The organism is Cupriavidus sp. 09_S30, from assembly GCF_056930435.1.
The window spans coordinates 65,649-82,324 of record NZ_JBXOWI010000002.1 but is presented as its reverse complement, the minus strand read 5'-3'; the positions used below and the strand labels follow the sequence as shown (position 1 = coordinate 82,324).

Sequence of the window (16,676 nt, the reverse complement as noted above, 5' to 3'; positions counted from 1 at the left end):
TCTCTCTCAATCTATCTCTCTCGCTCGCGGGGCGCGCGGTGCCGGCTCAGTCGGCCCAGGGCAGCGGCTGTTCGTTCAGGCCCCAGTACACGCTCTTCTGCTCCATGTACTGCAGGATGCCGAGCCGTCCCTTCTCGCGCCCGAGACCGCTGTCGCGCCAGCCGCCAAACGGCGTGGAGATGGAAAACTGCTTGTAGGTGTTGATCCACACATTGCCCGCCTGCACGGCACGGGCGAAGCGCCAGGCGCGCTTGTAGTCGCGCGTCCAGATGCCGGCGGCCAGCGCGTAGACGCTGTCGTTGGCCTGTGCGATCAGGCTTTCCTCGTCCTCGAAGGGCATGGCCACCAGCACCGGCCCGAAGATCTCTTCCTGGCAGAGGCGCGCGCGGTTATCCAGCCCTTCGATGATGGTGGGCGTGTAGAAGTAGCCGCCCTCGCAGCCGGCCACGGTGGGGCGCAGCCCGCCGGTGCGCAGCTGGCCGCCGTCGGCCACGCCCATCTCCACATAGGATTCGATGCTGTCGCGGTGCCGGTCGGTGATCAGCGGTCCCATCTGGGTGCGCTCGTCGGCCGGGTCGCCCACGCGCAGCCGTGCCGCGCCCGCGGCCAGGCGCTCCATGAAGGCCTCGTACAGCGGGCGCGCGACGAACAGCCGCGAGCCGGCGATGCAGGACTCGCCCGAGGAGCTGAAGATGCCGTACAGCACGCCGTTGACGGCGTGGTCGAGGTCGGCATCTTCGAACACGATGGTGGGCGACTTGCCGCCCAGCTCCAGCGACACCGGCATCATCTTGTCGGCCGCGATGTGGGCGATGTGGCGGCCCGTGCTGGTGCCGCCCGTGAAGGACACACGGCGCACCAGCGGGTGCTTGGTGATGGCGTCGCCGATCACCGAGCCCTTGCCGGGCAGCACGCTGACCAGGCCCTTGGGCACGCCGGCTTCCTCGCAGATCTTGGCCAGCTCCAGCGCCATCAGCGGCGTGACCTCGGCCGGCTTGACCACCACGGCGTTGCCCGCGGCCAGTGCCGGCGCCATCTTCTGCGCCTCGCTGGCGATCGGCGAGTTCCACGGCGTGATCGCCGCCACCACGCCCATGGGCTCGTGCACGCTCATGGTCAGGCAATCGCCGCGCGACGGGGTGATGGCCTCTTCCAGCGTCTCGCAGGCGGCCGCGAAGAACTGGAAGGTGCCGGCGGCGCTGGCCACCAGCGCGCGCGTCTCGCTGATGGGCTTGCCGTTGTCCAGGCGCTGGCGCTGCGCCAGCGGCTCGGCGCGTGCGCGGATCAGCTCGGCCACGCGGTACAGCACGGCGGCACGCTCATGCGGCTTTCGCTGTGCCCAGCCGCTGGTCTCGAAGGCGCGTTGCGCGCCCTGCATGGCCTCTTCCACGTCGGCCACGCTGGCGGCGTGCAGCTCGGCCACCACCTCGCCGGTGGCCGGGTAGCGCGTCGCATAGCGTTCGCCGGTGCCCAGGCGCCACTCTCCCGCTACGCAGATCGGCAGGCATTGATCAGTCTTCATCTCGCTCTCTCTCGGTCTTGCCGTGGCCCTGCCCGGCGCCTCAGATGGATACCGCGTGCGCGCGGTTGCCCAGTGCCCGCACCACGCTGAACACCGTCAGCGCGGACGTCTTGGGATTGGCCGCCAGCGGCTTGCCGCGCATGGTCAGTTCGAAGCCGCCGAAGGCGCCGCGCGCCGCCACGTGGTGCACGTTCTCCTGCTCGGCCGGGTCGGCCAGCAGCTTGACCTGTGTGCGGTCCAGGCCCAGCCCCGCCAGCGACAGCGTGGCGGCGACGTTGGCGTTCTTCGGGTATAGGCGCGCGGCGTCGCGCGCCGTGCCTTCGAAGATCACCTGGGCCTGCGTCAGCGCGGCCAGGTCACACACCTGCTCGGCCGGCGTACCCAACCAGGCGCGCGGCGGCTTGCGGCCGGTGTAGACGACCTCGTCCAGCCCGCCCACGCGTGCCGCAGCCAGCGCGTCGATGGCGCCGATGGCGCCGGACAGCAGCTGCACCTGCGTGCCGCCGCTTCGCGCCGCGGCCTCCAGCCGCTCGACCAGCCCCGGCTCGGAGAGCGCACCCACCGATACCACCAGGCAGGCGATGCCGCGCTCCAGCGCCGGCACGATGTGCTCGGCCAGCGCCTGGTGGCCGGCGCACTCGACCAGCAGGTCGGGCCGCGCCTCACCGAGCTCGCTCACCACGCGGACCTGGGGCGCCAGTCCGGCCAGCGCCTGCCGGGCCTCGGCCTGCGCCACCTCGGGCACGATCACGGCGTCGAAGGCGACATCCGGATCGTCCTTGAGCAGTTCCAGCACGCCGCGCCCGATCGCGCCGCAGCCCACCATCGAAACGTGCAGCATCTCGCGCTCCCTAATCTCAGGCCGTCACCGTGGCGCGCTCGGCGGCGCGCGCTTCCTGCTCGCCCTGCGCGTCGGCCGACGTGGCCTTGTTCACCGGCGGGCCGGCGAAGGCGGTCTTGAAGCTGCCGATGGCGAGCATGTCGATCTCCAGCAGGAAGGGACCCGGCTCGGCCGTGGCCTGCTCCAGCGCGGCGGTGGCGTCAGCCAGGTTGCCCACGCGGCGGTGGCGCAGCGACAGCGACGCGGCCAGCTGTGCGTAGTCGGGCGTGTGCAGCTCCACGTAGTGGCGGCGGCCGCCATACTGCGCGTCCTGGATGTTCTTGATCACGCCATAGCCGCGATCGTTCATCAGCACGATGACGAGGTCGGCACGCTCCTGCACCGCGGTAGCCAGCTCGCCCAGGTTCAGGATGAAGCCGCCGTCGCCGGCCAGGCAGAAGGTCGTCTTGCCCGAGGCGGTGGCCGCCGCGCCGACCGCGGCGCCGATGCCCATGGCCAGGCCCTGGCCGATGCCGCCGCCCAGTGCGTGCACGCCGGCGCGCGAATCGAAGATGCGCAGCTCGCGGTTGCCCCAGGTGCTGTTGGACACGGTGACGTCGCGCACCCAGTTGAACTGGCGGCCGACCGCGGCCTGCAGCGACTGCACCAGTGCCGCGTAGGGGCCGAGGCCGTCGACCAGGCTGCCGACGGCGGTGTCATGCGCACGGCGCAGGTCGGCGGCGAAGCCGGCGTCGACCTTGAGCTTGCGTTCCAGGCGGTCGGCCAGGCCGGCCAGCGCCAGTGCGGAGTCGCCGCAGACGAAGGCGTCGCTGGCATAGCAGCGGCCTTCGGCCGAAGGATCGGCATCGATGCGGTACAGCGGCCGCGGCAGCTTCAGTTCGTACTTCAGCGTTTCGTTGCCGCGCAGGCGCGAGCCCACCACCACCATGGCGTCGCAGCCCTGGTAGAAGGCCTCGATCGGCTTATGCAGGTTGTAGGCGCCCAGCGAACGCGCATCGTCCTCCGGCACGATGCCGCGGCCCTGCGTGCTGGTGACCACGCCGAAGCCCAGGTCCATCAGGCGCTTGACCTGCGCGCCGGCATGGCGCGCGCCGCCGCCCAGCCACAGCATCGGGCGCTTGGCCTTGGCCAGGCGCTCGGCCATCTCGTCGAGGGCCTCGGCCGAGGGCACGTGGGTGGGCACGGCGAGCGGACGCAGATCGGCCGGCAGTGGGATCAGCGCGGACTGGATGTCGATCGGCACTTCCACGCTGACCGGGCCGGTGGGCGCGGTCAGCGCGGTCTGCACCGCGAGCTTGAAGGTGGACAGCGCGGTGTCGGCGCTGCGCACACGGAAGGCGGCCTTGGACACGGCCTTGAGCATGGTGAGCTGGTCCGGCGCCTCGTGGATGTAGGCCAGGCTCTGGTCCAGGTAGGGCGTTTCGATCTGGCCGGTGATGTGCAGCAGCGGCGTGCCCGCGGTCAGCGCCTCCACCATGGCGCCGGCGGCGTTGCCGGCGGCGGTGCCGGTGCTGGTCAGGCATACGCCCAGGCCGCCGGTGGTGCGGGCGTAGGCGTCGGCCATATTGGTGCCGCCGGCCTCGCCGCGCGCCGGCACGAAGCGGATCTTGCCGCGCTCGCCCATCGCGTCGAGGATGGGCATGTTGTGGATGGAGATCACGCCGAAGGCGGCCTTGACCCCACACTGTTCGAGAAAGGCGGCAATGGCGGCGCCGACGGTGACTTGCGGTTGTTCGTTACGCATGACGGGAGTGTCCTCCGGAGATATCGATATGGCTGCCCGTGGTGTACGAAGACAACGGCGAGGCAAGGAACAGGATGGCGCGCGCGGCTTCCACCGGCAGGCCGAGGCGACCGAGCTGGATATGCTTCTGCTCGGCCAGGCGCGCGGTCCACGCGGCCCAGTCGAGGTGGCGGTCTTCGGCGGGGCGCGCCTCGAAGCGGCGGCGCCACTGGCCCGACTCCACCAGGCCCAGCAGGATCCCGTTGACGCGGATGCCCTTGGGGGCGAATTCGGTGGCCAGCGAGCGCACCAGGTTGTGCACCCCGGCGCGTGCCGCCGAGGTCGCCACCATATGGGGCTCGGGCTGCAGCGCCAGCAGCGAATTGACACAGACGATGGCTGCGTCGCGGCCGCGCTCCAGCTGCGGCAGGAAGGCCCGCGTCGGGTGGATCACGGAGAAGAACTTGAGCCGCAGTTCCTCGGCCCAGGCTTCGTCCTCGGTATTCGCGAAGGTCGACACGCGGCCCTGGCCGGCGTTGTTGACCAGCATCTGCGCCGGTCCCAGCGCCGCCTCGGCGGCGGCGGCGAAAACGCGCACCTGCTCGGGGTCGAGCACGTCGCAGCGTGCCGCATACAGCTTGGCGCCGGCAAAGCGCGCGCGCAGGCCGGCTTCGGCTTCGCGCAGGCGGGCTTCGTCCCGGCCGCACAAGGCCACCGATGCGCCCGCTTCGAGCAGCAATTCCACGGTGGCCAGTCCTATGCCCGACGAACCGCCGGTCACCACGGCCACGCGGCCGTCCAGATCGATCATCGGCATCCCATCACCTTGTTCATCATTCTCGGTATAAGTTGACTACCTTGTTCTCCGCCGCCGGACGGTAGTCCAGCAAGCGCGACAGCTCGTCCGCCGCGCGGCGGACCTTCTCCACCATCGAGTCGAGCTGCGCCGGGTCGATGCGCGACGAGGGAATCGTCGCGCCCATCGCCGCCGCCACCTTGCCGCCGCGGTCGCGCACCGGCGCCGCGATGGTGGAAATGCTCGCCTCGAAGAAGCCTTCCTGCAGCACATAGCCGCGCTCGCGGTCGCGCTGCACCATCTCGAACAGTTCTTCCACCGTGCGCGGCGTGCTCTCGGAGAACACCTCGAGCTGCGGCTCGGGGTAGAGCTGGCGCAGCTCGGCCAGCGTCAGGTCTTCCAGCAGCACGCGGCCGAGCACGGTGGCATGCGCCGGCAGGCGGGTGCCCACGTTCACCGAGCTGGCGAAGGGCGTGGGCGCCACCGACTTGGCCACGTAGACGATCGAGCGCCCGTCGCGCACCACCAGGTTGCACGGGTAGTGGATGTCGTCGCGCAGGCGGTCCAGCAGCGGCCGGCCCAGCTCGGTCAGCTCCAGCGAAGCCAGGTATTCGAAGCCCAGGCGCAGCACGGCCATGCCCAGGCGGAACTCGCGCCCGCCATCGGTGCGCTCGACGAAGCCCATCATCTCCAGCGTGGTCAGCAGGCGGAATACGGTGGAACGGGGCACCTGCAGCCGGCGCGCCAGCTCGGCCGCCGACAGCGTGCTGTCCTTGCGGCTGAATTCGCACAGCAGGCGCAGGCCGCGCTCCAGGCCCGGCACGATGTACTTTTCCTGGAGGTCTTCGGGCATCGATGCTTTGCTCATGGTCTTGTTCATCCTTGCGGTTGGCGATGGGTCAGTGTGGCACGGCGGCGCCGGCGGACGCCGCCTCGGGCAGCAGGCTGCGCACGATGCGCGCCAGGGCCTGTGGCTGCTCGATATAACACACATGACCGGCATCGGGCACAAGGCCGAAAGGCAGGTCCAGGCGCTGTGCCAGCGCCTCGCTGGCGGCCGGCGTGGTGACCACGTCGGCGGCGCCGCAGGCCACCTGCACGTCCACGCCGACGGCGCGCTGCTGCAGGTAGGGTTCGATTGCATCACCGCACAGCATGGCCACCGCCTGGCGGTAGCCGGCTGGGTTCAGGCGCCCCATATTCCAGCGCACCCAATCGCGCGCGCCCGCGTCGGCGGCGGCGCTGAGCAGCCGCTGCGGGCCGCGCTCGGCGAGGCCTTCCACGCCGAGCTGCGCCAGTGCCTGCAGGCGCTGCGCCGACACCTGCGCCGCCTTCTCCTGCTGGCCGGGCGCGCCATAACCCTGCGCCGGGCTCACCAGCAGCAGCCGCGACGGCAGCAGCGCGGGCCGCGCCTGCGCCACGTAGGCCGCTGCCATCAACGCGCCCAGCGAATGGCCGACGATCACGTCCGGGCGCAGCGCCAGCGCCTCCAGCAAACCCTCCAGCCGCGCGGCGTACTGCGACGCCAGCGGCGACGCCTGCGGCAGCGCGTCGGAGGCACCGTAGCCTGGCGCATCCCATGCCAGCACCCTCGCGTGGGCCGCCAGCAGGCTGGCGCAGGGCAGCCAGGAGGCCGCGCCCGAGCTGATGCCGTGCAGCAGCACCACCAGCGGGCCCTGCTTGCCACCGCTGCGGTAGGCCATGCGGGCACCGTCGGCCAGCACGGCCGTGCGCTCGGCAAAGCCGGCGTCCAGCTCGGCGAGCAGGGCTGCCGGTGCCTGGGCGTTGTCCACCGCCGCGCCTGCGCTGACTGGCAAGGATGCGTTCACGATCTCACCCGCGCTTGATCTGGGTGAGCGGGTGCTCGGGCGGATAGGTCGGCGTGATCGGCTTCTTGGCGCCCAGCATCACGCACATCAGCGCGTCTTCCTCGCCGATGTTGATTTCCTCGCGGTACACGCCGGGCGGCACCGAGACCAGGTCGCGGTCGGTCAGGATGGTCTCGAAGCGCTCGCCGTCCTTCTCCAGGATCAGCTTGATCTTGCCGCGCAGGATGAAGAACACCTCCTCCACGTCGGTATGCAGGTGGGACGGGCCTTCATGGCCCGCCGGGATGATCATGGTGGAGAAGGTGAAATGCTCCGACGGCACCGTGTTGGTGTCGGCCGCCACGCCCGTGCCGCCCGTGCCGAGATAGCGCATCTGCGCGCGGCGGTACTTGGGGTCGTAGTCGGCCTGGAACTTCAGCGCGTTCCAGTCGTAGCGGCGGGTGGAGAAGCGCGCCACGCGGCTTTCCATCCATTGGTCGAAGCTGGCGTCCTCGGGACGGTCCCACGACCGCTTCACCTGGTTCGCTTCGCTCAGATCGCTCATCTCTCTCTCCTTCTCTGATTCAATGCATCACAAAACCGCCGTTGACCGCCAGCGTCTGGCCGGTCACGAAGCGGGACAAGTCGGACAGCGCGAACACCACCGCGCCGCACACATCCTCCGGCACTTGCTCGCGCGGGATCGCGCGCTGCTCGCGGTACATCTCGTGGCGCTTGGCGGGGACGTACTCGGTGGCTTCCACCAGCGTCAGCCCGGGCGCGACGGCATTCACCGTGATCTGCGCCTCGCCCAGCTCGCGCGCCAGCGAGCGGGTCATGCCGATGATGGCGCTCTTGCTCGCCACGTAGGCCAGCAGCCGGGGCGCGCCCCACAGCGGGGTATCCGAAGCCAGGTTGACGATGGCGCCGCGGCCCGAGGCGCGCAGGGCATCCAGGCAGGCGTTCGTCATCAGCCAGGTGCCGCGCACGTTCACCTGCATTACGCGGTCCCAGGTGGCGATGTCGATCTCTTCACTGCCGCGGCCGCCGGAGTCGGTGACCGCCGCGTTATTGACCAGGCCGTCGAGGCCGCCGAGTCCGGCGATCGCCTCCTGCGCGCAGCGGCGCACCGAGGCCGGGTCGGACAGGTCCAGTTCCAGCGGCAGCACGGTGTGGCCGCGCTGCGCCAGATCGGCGGCGGCGGCGCGCACGCGCTCGCCCAGCACGTCGGCCATCGCCACGGCGGCACCGGCCTGCGCGATCGCTTCGGCGAAGGCCAGGCCCAGGCCGCGCGCGGCGCCGGTCACCAGCACGCGCCGGCCGGCCAGCAGGCCCTTGTTGGCGGCGTCAGGCATGGGCGGCGGCTCCACTGGCAGGCTGCAGCATGGCGACCGGCTGCTCGGCCACCTCCTGCTCGGCGCGGCGGCGCAGCAGGCGGCGCACGCGCGTGATACCGATGTCATGCTGGTACAGCGTCTCGTGGTCGCGCGCGTTCGGCGCCAGCGATTCGAGCACCACGCGGTCCTGCTCCAGCACGTCCCAGTGCAGGCGCTCCAGGCGGTTGCGGTAGAGGAAGCGCCAGACGTCGCGCTGCCAGCCCTGCACGTGGCGGGTGCGCCAGAAGAAGACCATGCAGTGCTCGGGGTCCACCGGGGTGGCGATGCCGACGATGCCGAAGGGACCGCCGGGGCCGACCTTGCGCTGGTAGGGAATCGACAGGCGCAGCCATGGCGTGCCGGTCTCGCCGAATTCGACCCAGTCGAAGTTCACGCCGCGCTGGCCGGTCTTCTCGAAGATCAGGCCATGCTCGGTCTCGACCACCTGCATCACGGCCGACTTCTCACCGCTGGCCATTGAGTGCGACACCGCATGCAGGTAGGCGCCGTGCATCGGATCCATGACGTTGTCCACCGCGTAGCGGTAGTTGCAGTCCCAGTGAGCCACACACAGGAAGTGGCTGTGCTCCTCGCTCTCCAGTTCCTCGGGCAGGCGCAGTGCGTCGGCCTCGGTGGGAGCGCGGTCGCCGAACCACACGAAGATGGCGCCGGCCTTTTCCTGCACCGGGTAGCTGCGCACACAGGTCTTGCCTTCCATCGGGCAGCTGTCCACGGCCGGCACGCTCTTGACCTGGCCATCTCCGCCCACTTCCACGCCGTGGTACCAGCAGGCAACGCGGTCGCCCAGGTTCCAGCCCATCGACAGCCGCGCGCCGCGGTGCGGGCAGCGGTCTTCCAGCGCCTGCACCTGGCCGGCGCCATCGCGCCACAGCACCAGGTTCTGGCCCAGGCGGGTCAGGCCGACCGGGGCATGGCGCACCGCCCACGAGGCGGCCACCGGGTACCAGTAGTTGCGCAGCCCGGTATTGAGCCGCTCTTCCACTCTTGCCTGCTTGTTCGATTCCATCGTCATCTCTCCAATCCTTGTTGCCCGGCGCGCGGTCCGTTCAGGCGCCCAGCCGGCGCATCTCGGCGAGGAAGCGCTCCTCGGTCCAGCGCTCGCCATCGGCGCACAGCAGGCCGGCGGCATTGAAGGCGCGCACGATGTCCTCGGGACTCTCGGCGCCGGCCTCGAAGGCGGCCTGCAGCGCATCGCCCAGCGCGTTCTCATAGGCGGTCGGCGCCGCGGCACGGGTCTGCCAGACGAGGTTGGCAACCTTGCCGGGCTGCTCGATGCAGCCCTTGCCGGCCACGTTGTTCGGCACCGCCTTTTCCCAGGGCGCGAGGTTCGGGTTGTATGCGACGTCGTCCATTGCGCTTGCTCCTATCCTTTTCTTGCCAGCTTCCGCCGCGACAACGCGGCCCGGGCTTCGCTTTGCGTTTCGTTTCACTAACGAAACAACGATTCATATATTGAACAGAAAGAACTATAGACAAGAAATCGGGAAATGCAGACTGGGGTTAACCCAGGACGCTGCCAGGAAGGGGCTGAGGGGAGTCCAGCGCATCACTCGGCGCAGCGCCATTGCGCGGAAAAGCGCATCGCAGATCACCTTGAAGCGTGAGCGGCAGCCCCGCGTAGCGGAGATTTCGTAGGGCTGTGGGGTGCAAAAGCTGACACCGCCTGAAGCAAAGCGGCAATGCGCTGCATCACGCGGCATCGGCAACGGCTGGCACCGGGAGACTGCGCGCGCCGGCCCCTTCTCCCGCAAGCGGGAGAAGGGAGCCAACAGAGCGAGTTCAAAAGCGACGGCCTCAGGCTTCCAGACTCATCGGCATGGCGCGGCGGCGCTGCCGGGTGGCCTGGTAGAGGGCATGGGCCACGGCCGGCGCCACAGGCGCCAGCGCGACCTCGCCGCAACCCTGGGGTGGGCGGTCGCTGGCAACGATCTCCACCTCGATGCGGGGCATCTCGGCCAGCGAGATCACGCGGAAGTCGTGGAAATTGCTTTGCTGCACCACGCCGTCCTTGAAGGTGATCTCGCTCTTGAGCGTGTTGCTGAGCGCAAAGCCGATGCCGCCTTCGATATTGGCGCGGATCAGGCCCGGGTTGATGGGCCTGCCCGCGTCGACGGCGCACACCACGCGCCGCACCTTGAACGCGCGGCCGGCGCGCTCCAGCTCGACCGCCATCGCCACATAGGTCTGGAATGCCTCGCCGCGCCCGGTGTACACGTTGAAGGTGAAGCCGCGCGTCACGCCCGGCGCCGGCTTGCCGTCCCAGCCCGCCCGCGCGGCGGCGGCATCCAGCACGCGCAGCGCCAGCGGATCGTGCGCCAGCAACGCGCGCCGGTAGCGATAGGGATCGATGCTCGCGGCGTCGGCCAGCTCGTTGACGAAACTCTCCAGCATGAACACGCTGGAGGTACTGCCCACGCTGCGCAGGAAGCTGACCGGGATCGGCTGCTTGACGTCGATCATGTCCACCTTCAGGTTGGGCACCTTGTAGGCGAGGTCATAGACCGCTTCCAGCATGGTTTCGTCCCAGCCGCCGTTCTGCGCCATGCGCTCCTTCTTGATGACGCCGTAGAGCGACTGGCCCGTGATGCGCGCGTGCATGGCCTGGGGCATTCCCTGCGCATCGAGCACGGCACGGAAGCGACCCGACACGCCGGGACGGTAGAAACCGTGGCGGATGTCATCCTCGCGCGAGCGGATCACCTTGACCGGCCTGCCGACAGCCGCCGAAGCGCGCGCGGCATGGACCACGAAGTCCGGCAGGTATTTGCGCCCGAAGCTGCCGCCGAGAAAGGTGGTATGCACGATCACCGCTTCGGGCTTGCGGCTGAACAGCTTGGCCAGCGCATTGCGCACGAAGTCCTGCCCCTGGATCGGCCCCCACACCTCGATGGCGTCCTCGCGCACGTGCACGGTCGCGTTCACCGCCTCCATGGTCGCGTGCACGACATAGGGCGTGTGGTAGTCGGCCTCGATCACCTTGCCGCCGCCCTTGGCAAGCGCGCCGTCGGGATCGCCCAGCCGGGTCGCGACCACGGCCTCGCCGGCAGCGAGCGCGGCGCTGCGCGCGGCGAGGATGGCCTCGCTGTCCAGGCCCTTGGCGGGTCCGGGATCGATCTCCAGCTCCAGGGCATCGGCGCCCTTCTTGGCCTGCCAGTAGCTGAGCGCGACCACGATGGCGGCGTCCGGCGCCTGCACCACTGCCTGCACGCCGGGCATCCTGCGCACCGCGTCGGCGTTGCGCAGCCCCGTGACCTTGCCGGTCACCGACGGCGGCATCTTGAGCGCGCCCACCAGCATGCCGGGCACCTTGACGTCGATGCCGAACTCGGCGCTGCCATCCACCTTGGACGGTGTGTCCAGGCGCGGCAGTGCCTGCCCGATCAGCTTGTGCGCCGCCTCGTTCTTGAGCCGGGGCGATGGATTGAGCGGCAGCCGCGCCGCATCGGCAGCCAGTTCGCCATAGCCCAGCGAGCGGCCGGTGGCGCCGTGCACCACGCGGCCCAGCTCGGTGCGGCACTGGCTGGGCCGGACATTGAGCCGCCGGGAGCCCGCCCGCAGCAGCACCTCGCGCGCCTGGGCGCCGGCGATGCGCAGGCGCTCGTAGAACAACGTGGCCGACATCGATGCGCCGACAAACTGCTGCGGTTCTTCATAGGCGGCACCGGTGCGGTAGGCATCGCGTCCGGTCACGAAGACCACCTCGACCTGGCGCCAGTCGGCATCCAGCTCATCGGCCAAGACCTGCGGCAGGCCGGTGAAAACACCCTGGCCGGCCTCGCATTGCGACAAACCCAGCCGCGTCTTGCCATCGGCCTCGATCCAGATCCAGTCGGTCAGCTCGTTGCTGCCGTGCGGCCCGCTGTCGACGGTGCGGCCAGCCAGCACCGGCAAGGGAATGCATAGCGCGCCGGCAGCGGCCGCGCCGAACTTGAGGAAAGCGCGCCGCGACACGCGCGCCGGCGCCTGCCTATCACTTAGCGGCAACATGGATCGCCTCCCGGATGCGGTGATAGCTGGCGCAGCGGCAGATATTCGTCACCGCCTCGTCGATCTGCTGGTCGCTCGGATGCGGATGCTGCTTGAGCAGCGAGGCCACCGCCATCACCATGCCCGACTGGCAGTAGCCGCATTGCGGAACATCCTTGGCGATCCAGGCCTGCTGCACCTTGTGCGAACGTGCAGGCGCCAGCCCCTCGATGGTGGTGACGCGGCGGCCCGCCACGGCGCTGGCCGGCGTCACGCACGAGCGCTGCGCCACGCCGTCGATATGGACGGTGCAGGCGCCGCACATGCCGATGCCGCAGCCGTACTTGGTGCCCGTCAGTCCCGCGCTGTCGCGGATGACCCAGAGCAGCGGCGTTTCGCCGTCGCCGTCGAAACGGCTGGCTTTCCCGTTCAGTTCGTATTCCACTCGCTTCCTCCTGATGCGGTACACCGTGCGGCTTCGCGCCTCACATCCGCCTGGTGGCGCACACCGATCTCGGCACCATATGTCTCATATATGAAACATCGGTTTTCTGGTAGAACGAGCGAACTATAAGACCTGCGCGAAGGAAGGTTCATGCGGGCTAACCCCTAGGCATTTTCGCTCCCGTCATCGAAGCGCCGACCGCGACCTGCGCGGCAAACCCGGACGGCCTTGTCGCATTGCCGATTCATACCGGCTCCACGTTGACCGTGGCCCACGCCGGAAACGGACCGCTACCGTCGCATTCCCGCTTCACTAGGGATAACCCCCCTGCATCCCCTTGCCGGATAGCGACTATATTTCCCCATCGGTTCCATATATAAGCCAACGTTTCATATATGAAACAAATGTGCGGCAACGCGCATAACAAAACGCTCCCGGCAGGCTCCGGCTGGCACGATGCGGATCGGCAAGAAGGCCGTCGCGATGGGCACGCAGACTCGATGACCTGGGCGCCATTCGACGCCCGTCCCCAAGTCCGGGAGCCGCGGAAGCGGGAACACCACCACAACCGATAGCAATCGGATAAGAGGAAAAGAGGAGGAATCAAGAAATGAAACTCGCAAGGCTTGCCGCCGGCATGCTCGCCGCCGCGCCCCTTGTTGCCGCGCCCCTTGATGCCGCGGCCCAGTCGGTGACGCTGTATGGCGTCATCGACACCGGCATCGAATACGTGAACCACGTCGGCGCCGCCAAGGACAACCTCGCACGCGTGCCGACCCTGACCGGCACCGTGCCGTCGCGCTGGGGCCTGCGCGGCACCGAAGACCTCGGCAACGGGCTGAAGGCGAACTTCGCCCTCGAATCCGGCTTCGCCCCCGATTCGGGCGCGTCCAACCAGGGCGGCCGCCTGTTCGGCCGCCAGGCCTGGGTGGGGCTGAGCAGCAACAACTGGGGCCAGGTCAGCTTCGGCCGCCAGTACACCATGCTGTTCTGGGCCACGCTGGACACCGACATCCTCGGCCCCAACGTGTACGGATCAGGCTCGCTCGACAGCTACCTGCCCAACACCCGCGCCGACAACGCCATCGCCTATAAAGGCAAGTTCGGCGGCCTGACGGCGGGCGCCACCTACAGCTTCGGCCGCGACACGGTCAACGCCGGGCCCAGCCCATCCGGCACCAACTGCGCCGGCGAGACCCCGGGCGACAGCCGGGCCTGCCGTGAATGGTCGGCGATGCTGATGTACGAGACCAACTGGTGGGGTGTGAGCGCGGCCTACGATTCGCTGCGCGGCGGCCCGGGCGCCTTCGGCGGCCTGACCAAGAGCAGCCTGACCGATAACCGGCTGGCATTGGGCGGCTACATGCTGCTGTCCAACACCAAGCTGGGCCTGGGCTGGATCCGCCGCGACAACGACGGCAGCCCGACGCCCAAGAGCGACCTGATCTACGGCGGCGCTTCCTATGACATCACGCCGGCATTCAACATTGCCGGCCAGGTCTACTGGCAGAAGTACCACAACAGCGCCAACAAGGCCTGGCTGTACGCGCTGCGCGGCACCTATGCCTTCAGCAAGCGCACCTCGGTCTATGCCACCGCCGGCTTCATCGACAACGGCGGCAAGCTCGCGCAATCGGTCAGCGGCGGTGCGCCCGGCTCCAACCCCGCACCCGGCGGCAACCAGTTCGGCACGATGATCGGCATCAAGCACATCTTCTGATCGACCCTGGCGCTCGTCCAGATCCGATTCGCACCGAAGCGGCGCGTACGGGCGAGCGCATGCGCGCCGCCGGCCACAGGCAGGCAGCGCAATGAAGGAGACCCGCCAGCCGCGCCCGGCTGGCGCGGCCCCGGGCCGACGACAGCGATCAGAAGCCCAGGCTGGCGAGCAGGTCGTCCACCTGCGACTGGTCCGACACCACGTCGGCCTTGCCCTCGGGACTGACCTGCGGGCCGTTCATCAGCGTGGCCGGCGCTTCCGTGCGGCGATCGGCCGGGACGTTGTCGATCAGCATCTGCAGCAGTTCGTGCTCCAGCGTGCGGATCATGTCCATCATCTTCTTGATGACCTGGCCGGTCAGGTCCTGGAAGTCCTGCGCCATCATGATGTCCAGCAGGTGCGAGGCGGTGGCCCGGGTCTGCTGCGGCACCTCGGTCAGAAAGGCGCGGGTATCCAGCACCAGCTCGCGCGCGTCGCCCAGTTCGACTGGCTCCTTGAACCAGGCCTCCCAGCGCTGCTCCAGCCCCTCCGCCTGCTTCTCCAGCCCGGCCTGGATGGGCTGGGCCAGCTCCACGGCGTTCAGCGTGCGCTCGGCCGCCTGCTCGGTCATGGCGGCGATGTACTTCAGGCGATCGCGGGCATCGGGAATGGCCTGCGCCGCGCGCTCGATCTCTTTGTCGAGACCCAGCTCCCGCATGCTGTCGCGCAGCATCCGTGTCAGATTGCCAATCCGATGGATGATCTGTTCGGTCGCATCGTTGCTGTAAGACGGAATCGTCGCCATGTCGCCCATCTCAGCCTTCCTTGCTCAGCTTCTCGAAGATCTTGGTGATCTTTTCGTCCAGCGTCGCCGCGGTGAACGGCTTGACCACGTAGCCGTTCGCACCGGCCTGCGCGGCGGCGATGATGTTTTCCTTCTTCGCCTCGGCCGTCACCATCAGCACCGGCAGCTTGGCCAGCGCAGCGTCGGCGCGGATCGCCTGCAGCATGGTCAGGCCGTCCATGTTCGGCATGTTCCAGTCGGAGACGACAAACTGGAAGCTGCCGTCCCGGACCTTCTCCAGCCCGGCGGCGCCGTCCTCAGCCTCTTCCACGTTGGAAAAACCCAGCTCCTTGAGCAGGTTGCGGATGATCCGACGCATGGTCGGGAAGTCGTCGACCACCAGGATCTTGATGTTCTTGTCCACTCTTACGGCTCCAAAACAGTTGTGGATGATTGCAATCTCGGCAGGCGCCCCTTGCGGCGATGGCCCGGACACCTGCCCGTTTGTGTCGTTCTGCGTCTTGGTGCGCCTTTTCTGCGTTTCTCGCGTTTCCCGTGCTTCCCGCGTTCACCACGCTTTCTGCATGCGCCTCTTTTCCGGCCGCCCTGCCTCGCGGATGCTCAGACCCGCTGGGCGCGCGCGCCGAAGGTAGCCAGCCGCGCCATCACGCGCTGCGTCATCGCGGCCAGCGGTACCACCTCATTGACCCCACCAGCGGCAATCGCCTCCTTGGGCATGCCGAACACGATGCAGCTTTGCTCGTCCTGCGCCAGGCTGTAGGCACCGGCCTCGTGCATGCGCCGCATGCCCTGCGCGCCGTCCCGGCCCATGCCGGTCAGGATCACGCCGATGGCATTCTTGCCCGCATGCTGGGCCGCCGAATCGAACAGCACGTCCACCGACGGACGATGCCGGTTGACCGGCGGCTCCTGCGACAGGTGCGCGACATAGTTGGCACCGCTGCGCGCCAGGCGCAGATGCATGTCGCCCGGCGCGATATAGGCATGGCCGGGCAGCACGCGCTCGCCGTGCTCCGCCTCCTTCACGGTGATCCGGCACAGGCCGTCGAGCCGCTGCGCGAAGGACCGCGTGAAGCCGGCCGGCATGTGCTGCACGATCAGCACTGCGGGGCTGTCCGGCGGCAGCGGCATCAGGAATTCCTTGATCGCTTCGGTGCCGCCGGTGGAGGCGCCGACGATGATCAGCTTCTCGGTGGAAAGCAGCGGGCTGCGCAGCAGGGGAGCGGGTGGCGGGGCGGCCACGGCGGGCGCGGCCGCGCGCAGGCGTGCACGCGATACCGCGCGGATCTTGTCGGCGATGGTATCGCTGTACTCGATCAGGCCATCCCGGATACCGAGCTTGGGCTTGGTGACGAAATCCACCGCGCCGAGTTCCAGCGCGCGCATCGTGATTTCCGAGCCACGCTCGGTCAGCGACGACACCATCAGCACCGGCATCGGACGCAAGCGCATCAGCCGTTCGAGGAAGTCGAGGCCGTCCATGCGCGGCATTTCCACGTCCAGCGTCAGCACATCGGGATTCAGCCGCTTGATCATCTCGCGCGCCACCAGCGGGTCGGGGGCCGTGCCGACCACCTCCATGTCACCCTGGCCGTTGATGATCTCGGTCATCAGGCTGCGGATCAGCGCGGAATCGTCCACGCATAGCACCTTGATCTTGGCCACGCTCATCGT

16 protein-coding genes are annotated in these 16,676 nt (G+C 68.8%); 1 reads left to right on the top strand and 15 read right to left on the bottom strand.

The window, feature by feature from the left end:
* Positions 1–46 precede the first annotated feature (46 nt).
* The 12 genes from AC1Z3O_RS20605 to AC1Z3O_RS20550 all read right to left on the bottom strand — a co-directional run bounded on the left by AC1Z3O_RS20605 (position 47) and on the right by AC1Z3O_RS20550 (position 12,498).
* Entirely contained in the window at positions 47–1,522 is a 1,476-nt protein-coding gene (locus AC1Z3O_RS20605) for an aldehyde dehydrogenase (protein WP_483517744.1), read from the bottom strand.
* Between the two features lie 40 nt (positions 1,523–1,562).
* Positions 1,563–2,363: an aspartate dehydrogenase gene (locus AC1Z3O_RS20600; protein ID WP_483517743.1), complete on the bottom strand. Its 801-nt coding sequence runs from the start codon at positions 2,361–2,363 to the stop codon at positions 1,563–1,565.
* A gap of 16 nt (positions 2,364–2,379) precedes the next feature.
* A complete protein-coding gene (locus tag AC1Z3O_RS20595) occupies positions 2,380–4,107 on the bottom strand; it encodes a thiamine pyrophosphate-binding protein (RefSeq protein ID WP_483517742.1) in 1,728 nt (575 codons plus the stop codon).
* Positions 4,100–4,903: an SDR family oxidoreductase gene (locus AC1Z3O_RS20590; protein ID WP_483517741.1), complete on the bottom strand. Its 804-nt coding sequence runs from the start codon at positions 4,901–4,903 to the stop codon at positions 4,100–4,102. The genes AC1Z3O_RS20595 and AC1Z3O_RS20590 overlap by 8 nt, the downstream gene beginning before the upstream one ends.
* 16 nt (positions 4,904–4,919) lie before the next feature.
* On the bottom strand, positions 4,920–5,750 hold the full coding sequence (locus AC1Z3O_RS20585) for an IclR family transcriptional regulator (protein WP_483517740.1): 831 nt from the start codon (positions 5,748–5,750) through the stop codon (positions 4,920–4,922).
* Positions 5,751–5,781: 31 nt separating this feature from the next.
* A complete protein-coding gene (locus tag AC1Z3O_RS20580) occupies positions 5,782–6,711 on the bottom strand; it encodes an alpha/beta fold hydrolase (RefSeq protein WP_483517738.1) in 930 nt (309 codons plus the stop codon).
* A 4-nt stretch (positions 6,712–6,715) separates the two neighbouring features.
* Positions 6,716–7,255, bottom strand: coding sequence for a cupin domain-containing protein (locus tag AC1Z3O_RS20575; protein WP_483517737.1), 540 nt, complete (start codon positions 7,253–7,255; stop codon positions 6,716–6,718).
* A gap of 19 nt (positions 7,256–7,274) precedes the next feature.
* Complete coding sequence (locus AC1Z3O_RS20570) at positions 7,275–8,045, bottom strand: SDR family oxidoreductase (protein WP_483517736.1); 771 nt, start codon at positions 8,043–8,045, stop codon at positions 7,275–7,277.
* Positions 8,038–9,093, bottom strand: coding sequence for a Rieske 2Fe-2S domain-containing protein (locus AC1Z3O_RS20565; RefSeq protein ID WP_483517735.1), 1,056 nt, complete (start codon positions 9,091–9,093; stop codon positions 8,038–8,040). The genes AC1Z3O_RS20570 and AC1Z3O_RS20565 overlap by 8 nt, the downstream gene beginning before the upstream one ends.
* A 40-nt stretch (positions 9,094–9,133) precedes the next feature.
* Entirely contained in the window at positions 9,134–9,439 is a 306-nt protein-coding gene (locus AC1Z3O_RS20560) for a recombinase-like helix-turn-helix domain-containing protein (RefSeq protein WP_483517734.1), read from the bottom strand.
* Between the two features lie 442 nt (positions 9,440–9,881).
* A complete protein-coding gene (locus tag AC1Z3O_RS20555; RefSeq protein WP_483517733.1) occupies positions 9,882–12,074 on the bottom strand; it encodes a xanthine dehydrogenase family protein molybdopterin-binding subunit in 2,193 nt (730 codons plus the stop codon).
* Positions 12,058–12,498 (bottom strand): (2Fe-2S)-binding protein, encoded by a 441-nt coding sequence (locus AC1Z3O_RS20550; protein ID WP_483517732.1) that lies wholly within the window; start codon positions 12,496–12,498, stop codon positions 12,058–12,060. The genes AC1Z3O_RS20555 and AC1Z3O_RS20550 overlap by 17 nt, the downstream gene beginning before the upstream one ends.
* A gap of 610 nt (positions 12,499–13,108) precedes the next feature.
* Here AC1Z3O_RS20550 and AC1Z3O_RS20545 point away from each other — a divergent pair.
* Positions 13,109–14,218 (top strand): porin, encoded by a 1,110-nt coding sequence (locus tag AC1Z3O_RS20545; RefSeq protein WP_483517731.1) that lies wholly within the window; start codon positions 13,109–13,111, stop codon positions 14,216–14,218.
* Between the two features lie 148 nt (positions 14,219–14,366).
* Here AC1Z3O_RS20545 and cheZ read toward each other — a convergent pair whose 3' ends face one another.
* From cheZ to AC1Z3O_RS20530, 3 genes are all read right to left on the bottom strand, one after another.
* Positions 14,367–15,002, bottom strand: a complete 636-nt coding sequence (gene cheZ / locus AC1Z3O_RS20540; protein ID WP_483517730.1) for a protein phosphatase CheZ — start codon at positions 15,000–15,002, stop codon at positions 14,367–14,369.
* Between the two features lie 10 nt (positions 15,003–15,012).
* Positions 15,013–15,405, bottom strand: a complete 393-nt coding sequence (gene cheY, locus AC1Z3O_RS20535) for a chemotaxis response regulator CheY (RefSeq protein WP_483517729.1) — start codon at positions 15,403–15,405, stop codon at positions 15,013–15,015.
* Positions 15,406–15,602: 197 nt separating this feature from the next.
* On the bottom strand, positions 15,603–16,673 hold the full coding sequence (locus tag AC1Z3O_RS20530; protein ID WP_483517728.1) for a protein-glutamate methylesterase/protein-glutamine glutaminase: 1,071 nt from the start codon (positions 16,671–16,673) through the stop codon (positions 15,603–15,605).
* Positions 16,674–16,676: the final 3 nt, after the last annotated feature.

Coding starts and splice junctions, on each gene's coding strand:
- AC1Z3O_RS20605 (WP_483517744.1), bottom strand. CDS start 1,522: ATGAAGACTGATCAATGCCTGCCGATCTGCGTAGCGGGAGAGTGGCGC.
- AC1Z3O_RS20600 (WP_483517743.1), bottom strand. CDS start 2,363: ATGCTGCACGTTTCGATGGTGGGCTGCGGCGCGATCGGGCGCGGCGTG.
- AC1Z3O_RS20595 (WP_483517742.1), bottom strand. CDS start 4,107: ATGCGTAACGAACAACCGCAAGTCACCGTCGGCGCCGCCATTGCCGCC.
- AC1Z3O_RS20590 (WP_483517741.1), bottom strand. CDS start 4,903: ATGCCGATGATCGATCTGGACGGCCGCGTGGCCGTGGTGACCGGCGGT.
- AC1Z3O_RS20585 (WP_483517740.1), bottom strand. CDS start 5,750: ATGAGCAAAGCATCGATGCCCGAAGACCTCCAGGAAAAGTACATCGTG.
- AC1Z3O_RS20575 (WP_483517737.1), bottom strand. CDS start 7,255: ATGAGCGATCTGAGCGAAGCGAACCAGGTGAAGCGGTCGTGGGACCGT.
- AC1Z3O_RS20570 (WP_483517736.1), bottom strand. CDS start 8,045: ATGCCTGACGCCGCCAACAAGGGCCTGCTGGCCGGCCGGCGCGTGCTG.
- AC1Z3O_RS20565 (WP_483517735.1), bottom strand. CDS start 9,093: ATGGAATCGAACAAGCAGGCAAGAGTGGAAGAGCGGCTCAATACCGGG.
- AC1Z3O_RS20560 (WP_483517734.1), bottom strand. CDS start 9,439: ATGGACGACGTCGCATACAACCCGAACCTCGCGCCCTGGGAAAAGGCG.
- AC1Z3O_RS20555 (WP_483517733.1), bottom strand. CDS start 12,074: ATGTTGCCGCTAAGTGATAGGCAGGCGCCGGCGCGCGTGTCGCGGCGC.
- AC1Z3O_RS20545 (WP_483517731.1), top strand. CDS start 13,109: ATGAAACTCGCAAGGCTTGCCGCCGGCATGCTCGCCGCCGCGCCCCTT.
- cheZ (WP_483517730.1), bottom strand. CDS start 15,002: ATGGCGACGATTCCGTCTTACAGCAACGATGCGACCGAACAGATCATC.
- AC1Z3O_RS20530 (WP_483517728.1), bottom strand. CDS start 16,673: ATGAGCGTGGCCAAGATCAAGGTGCTATGCGTGGACGATTCCGCGCTG.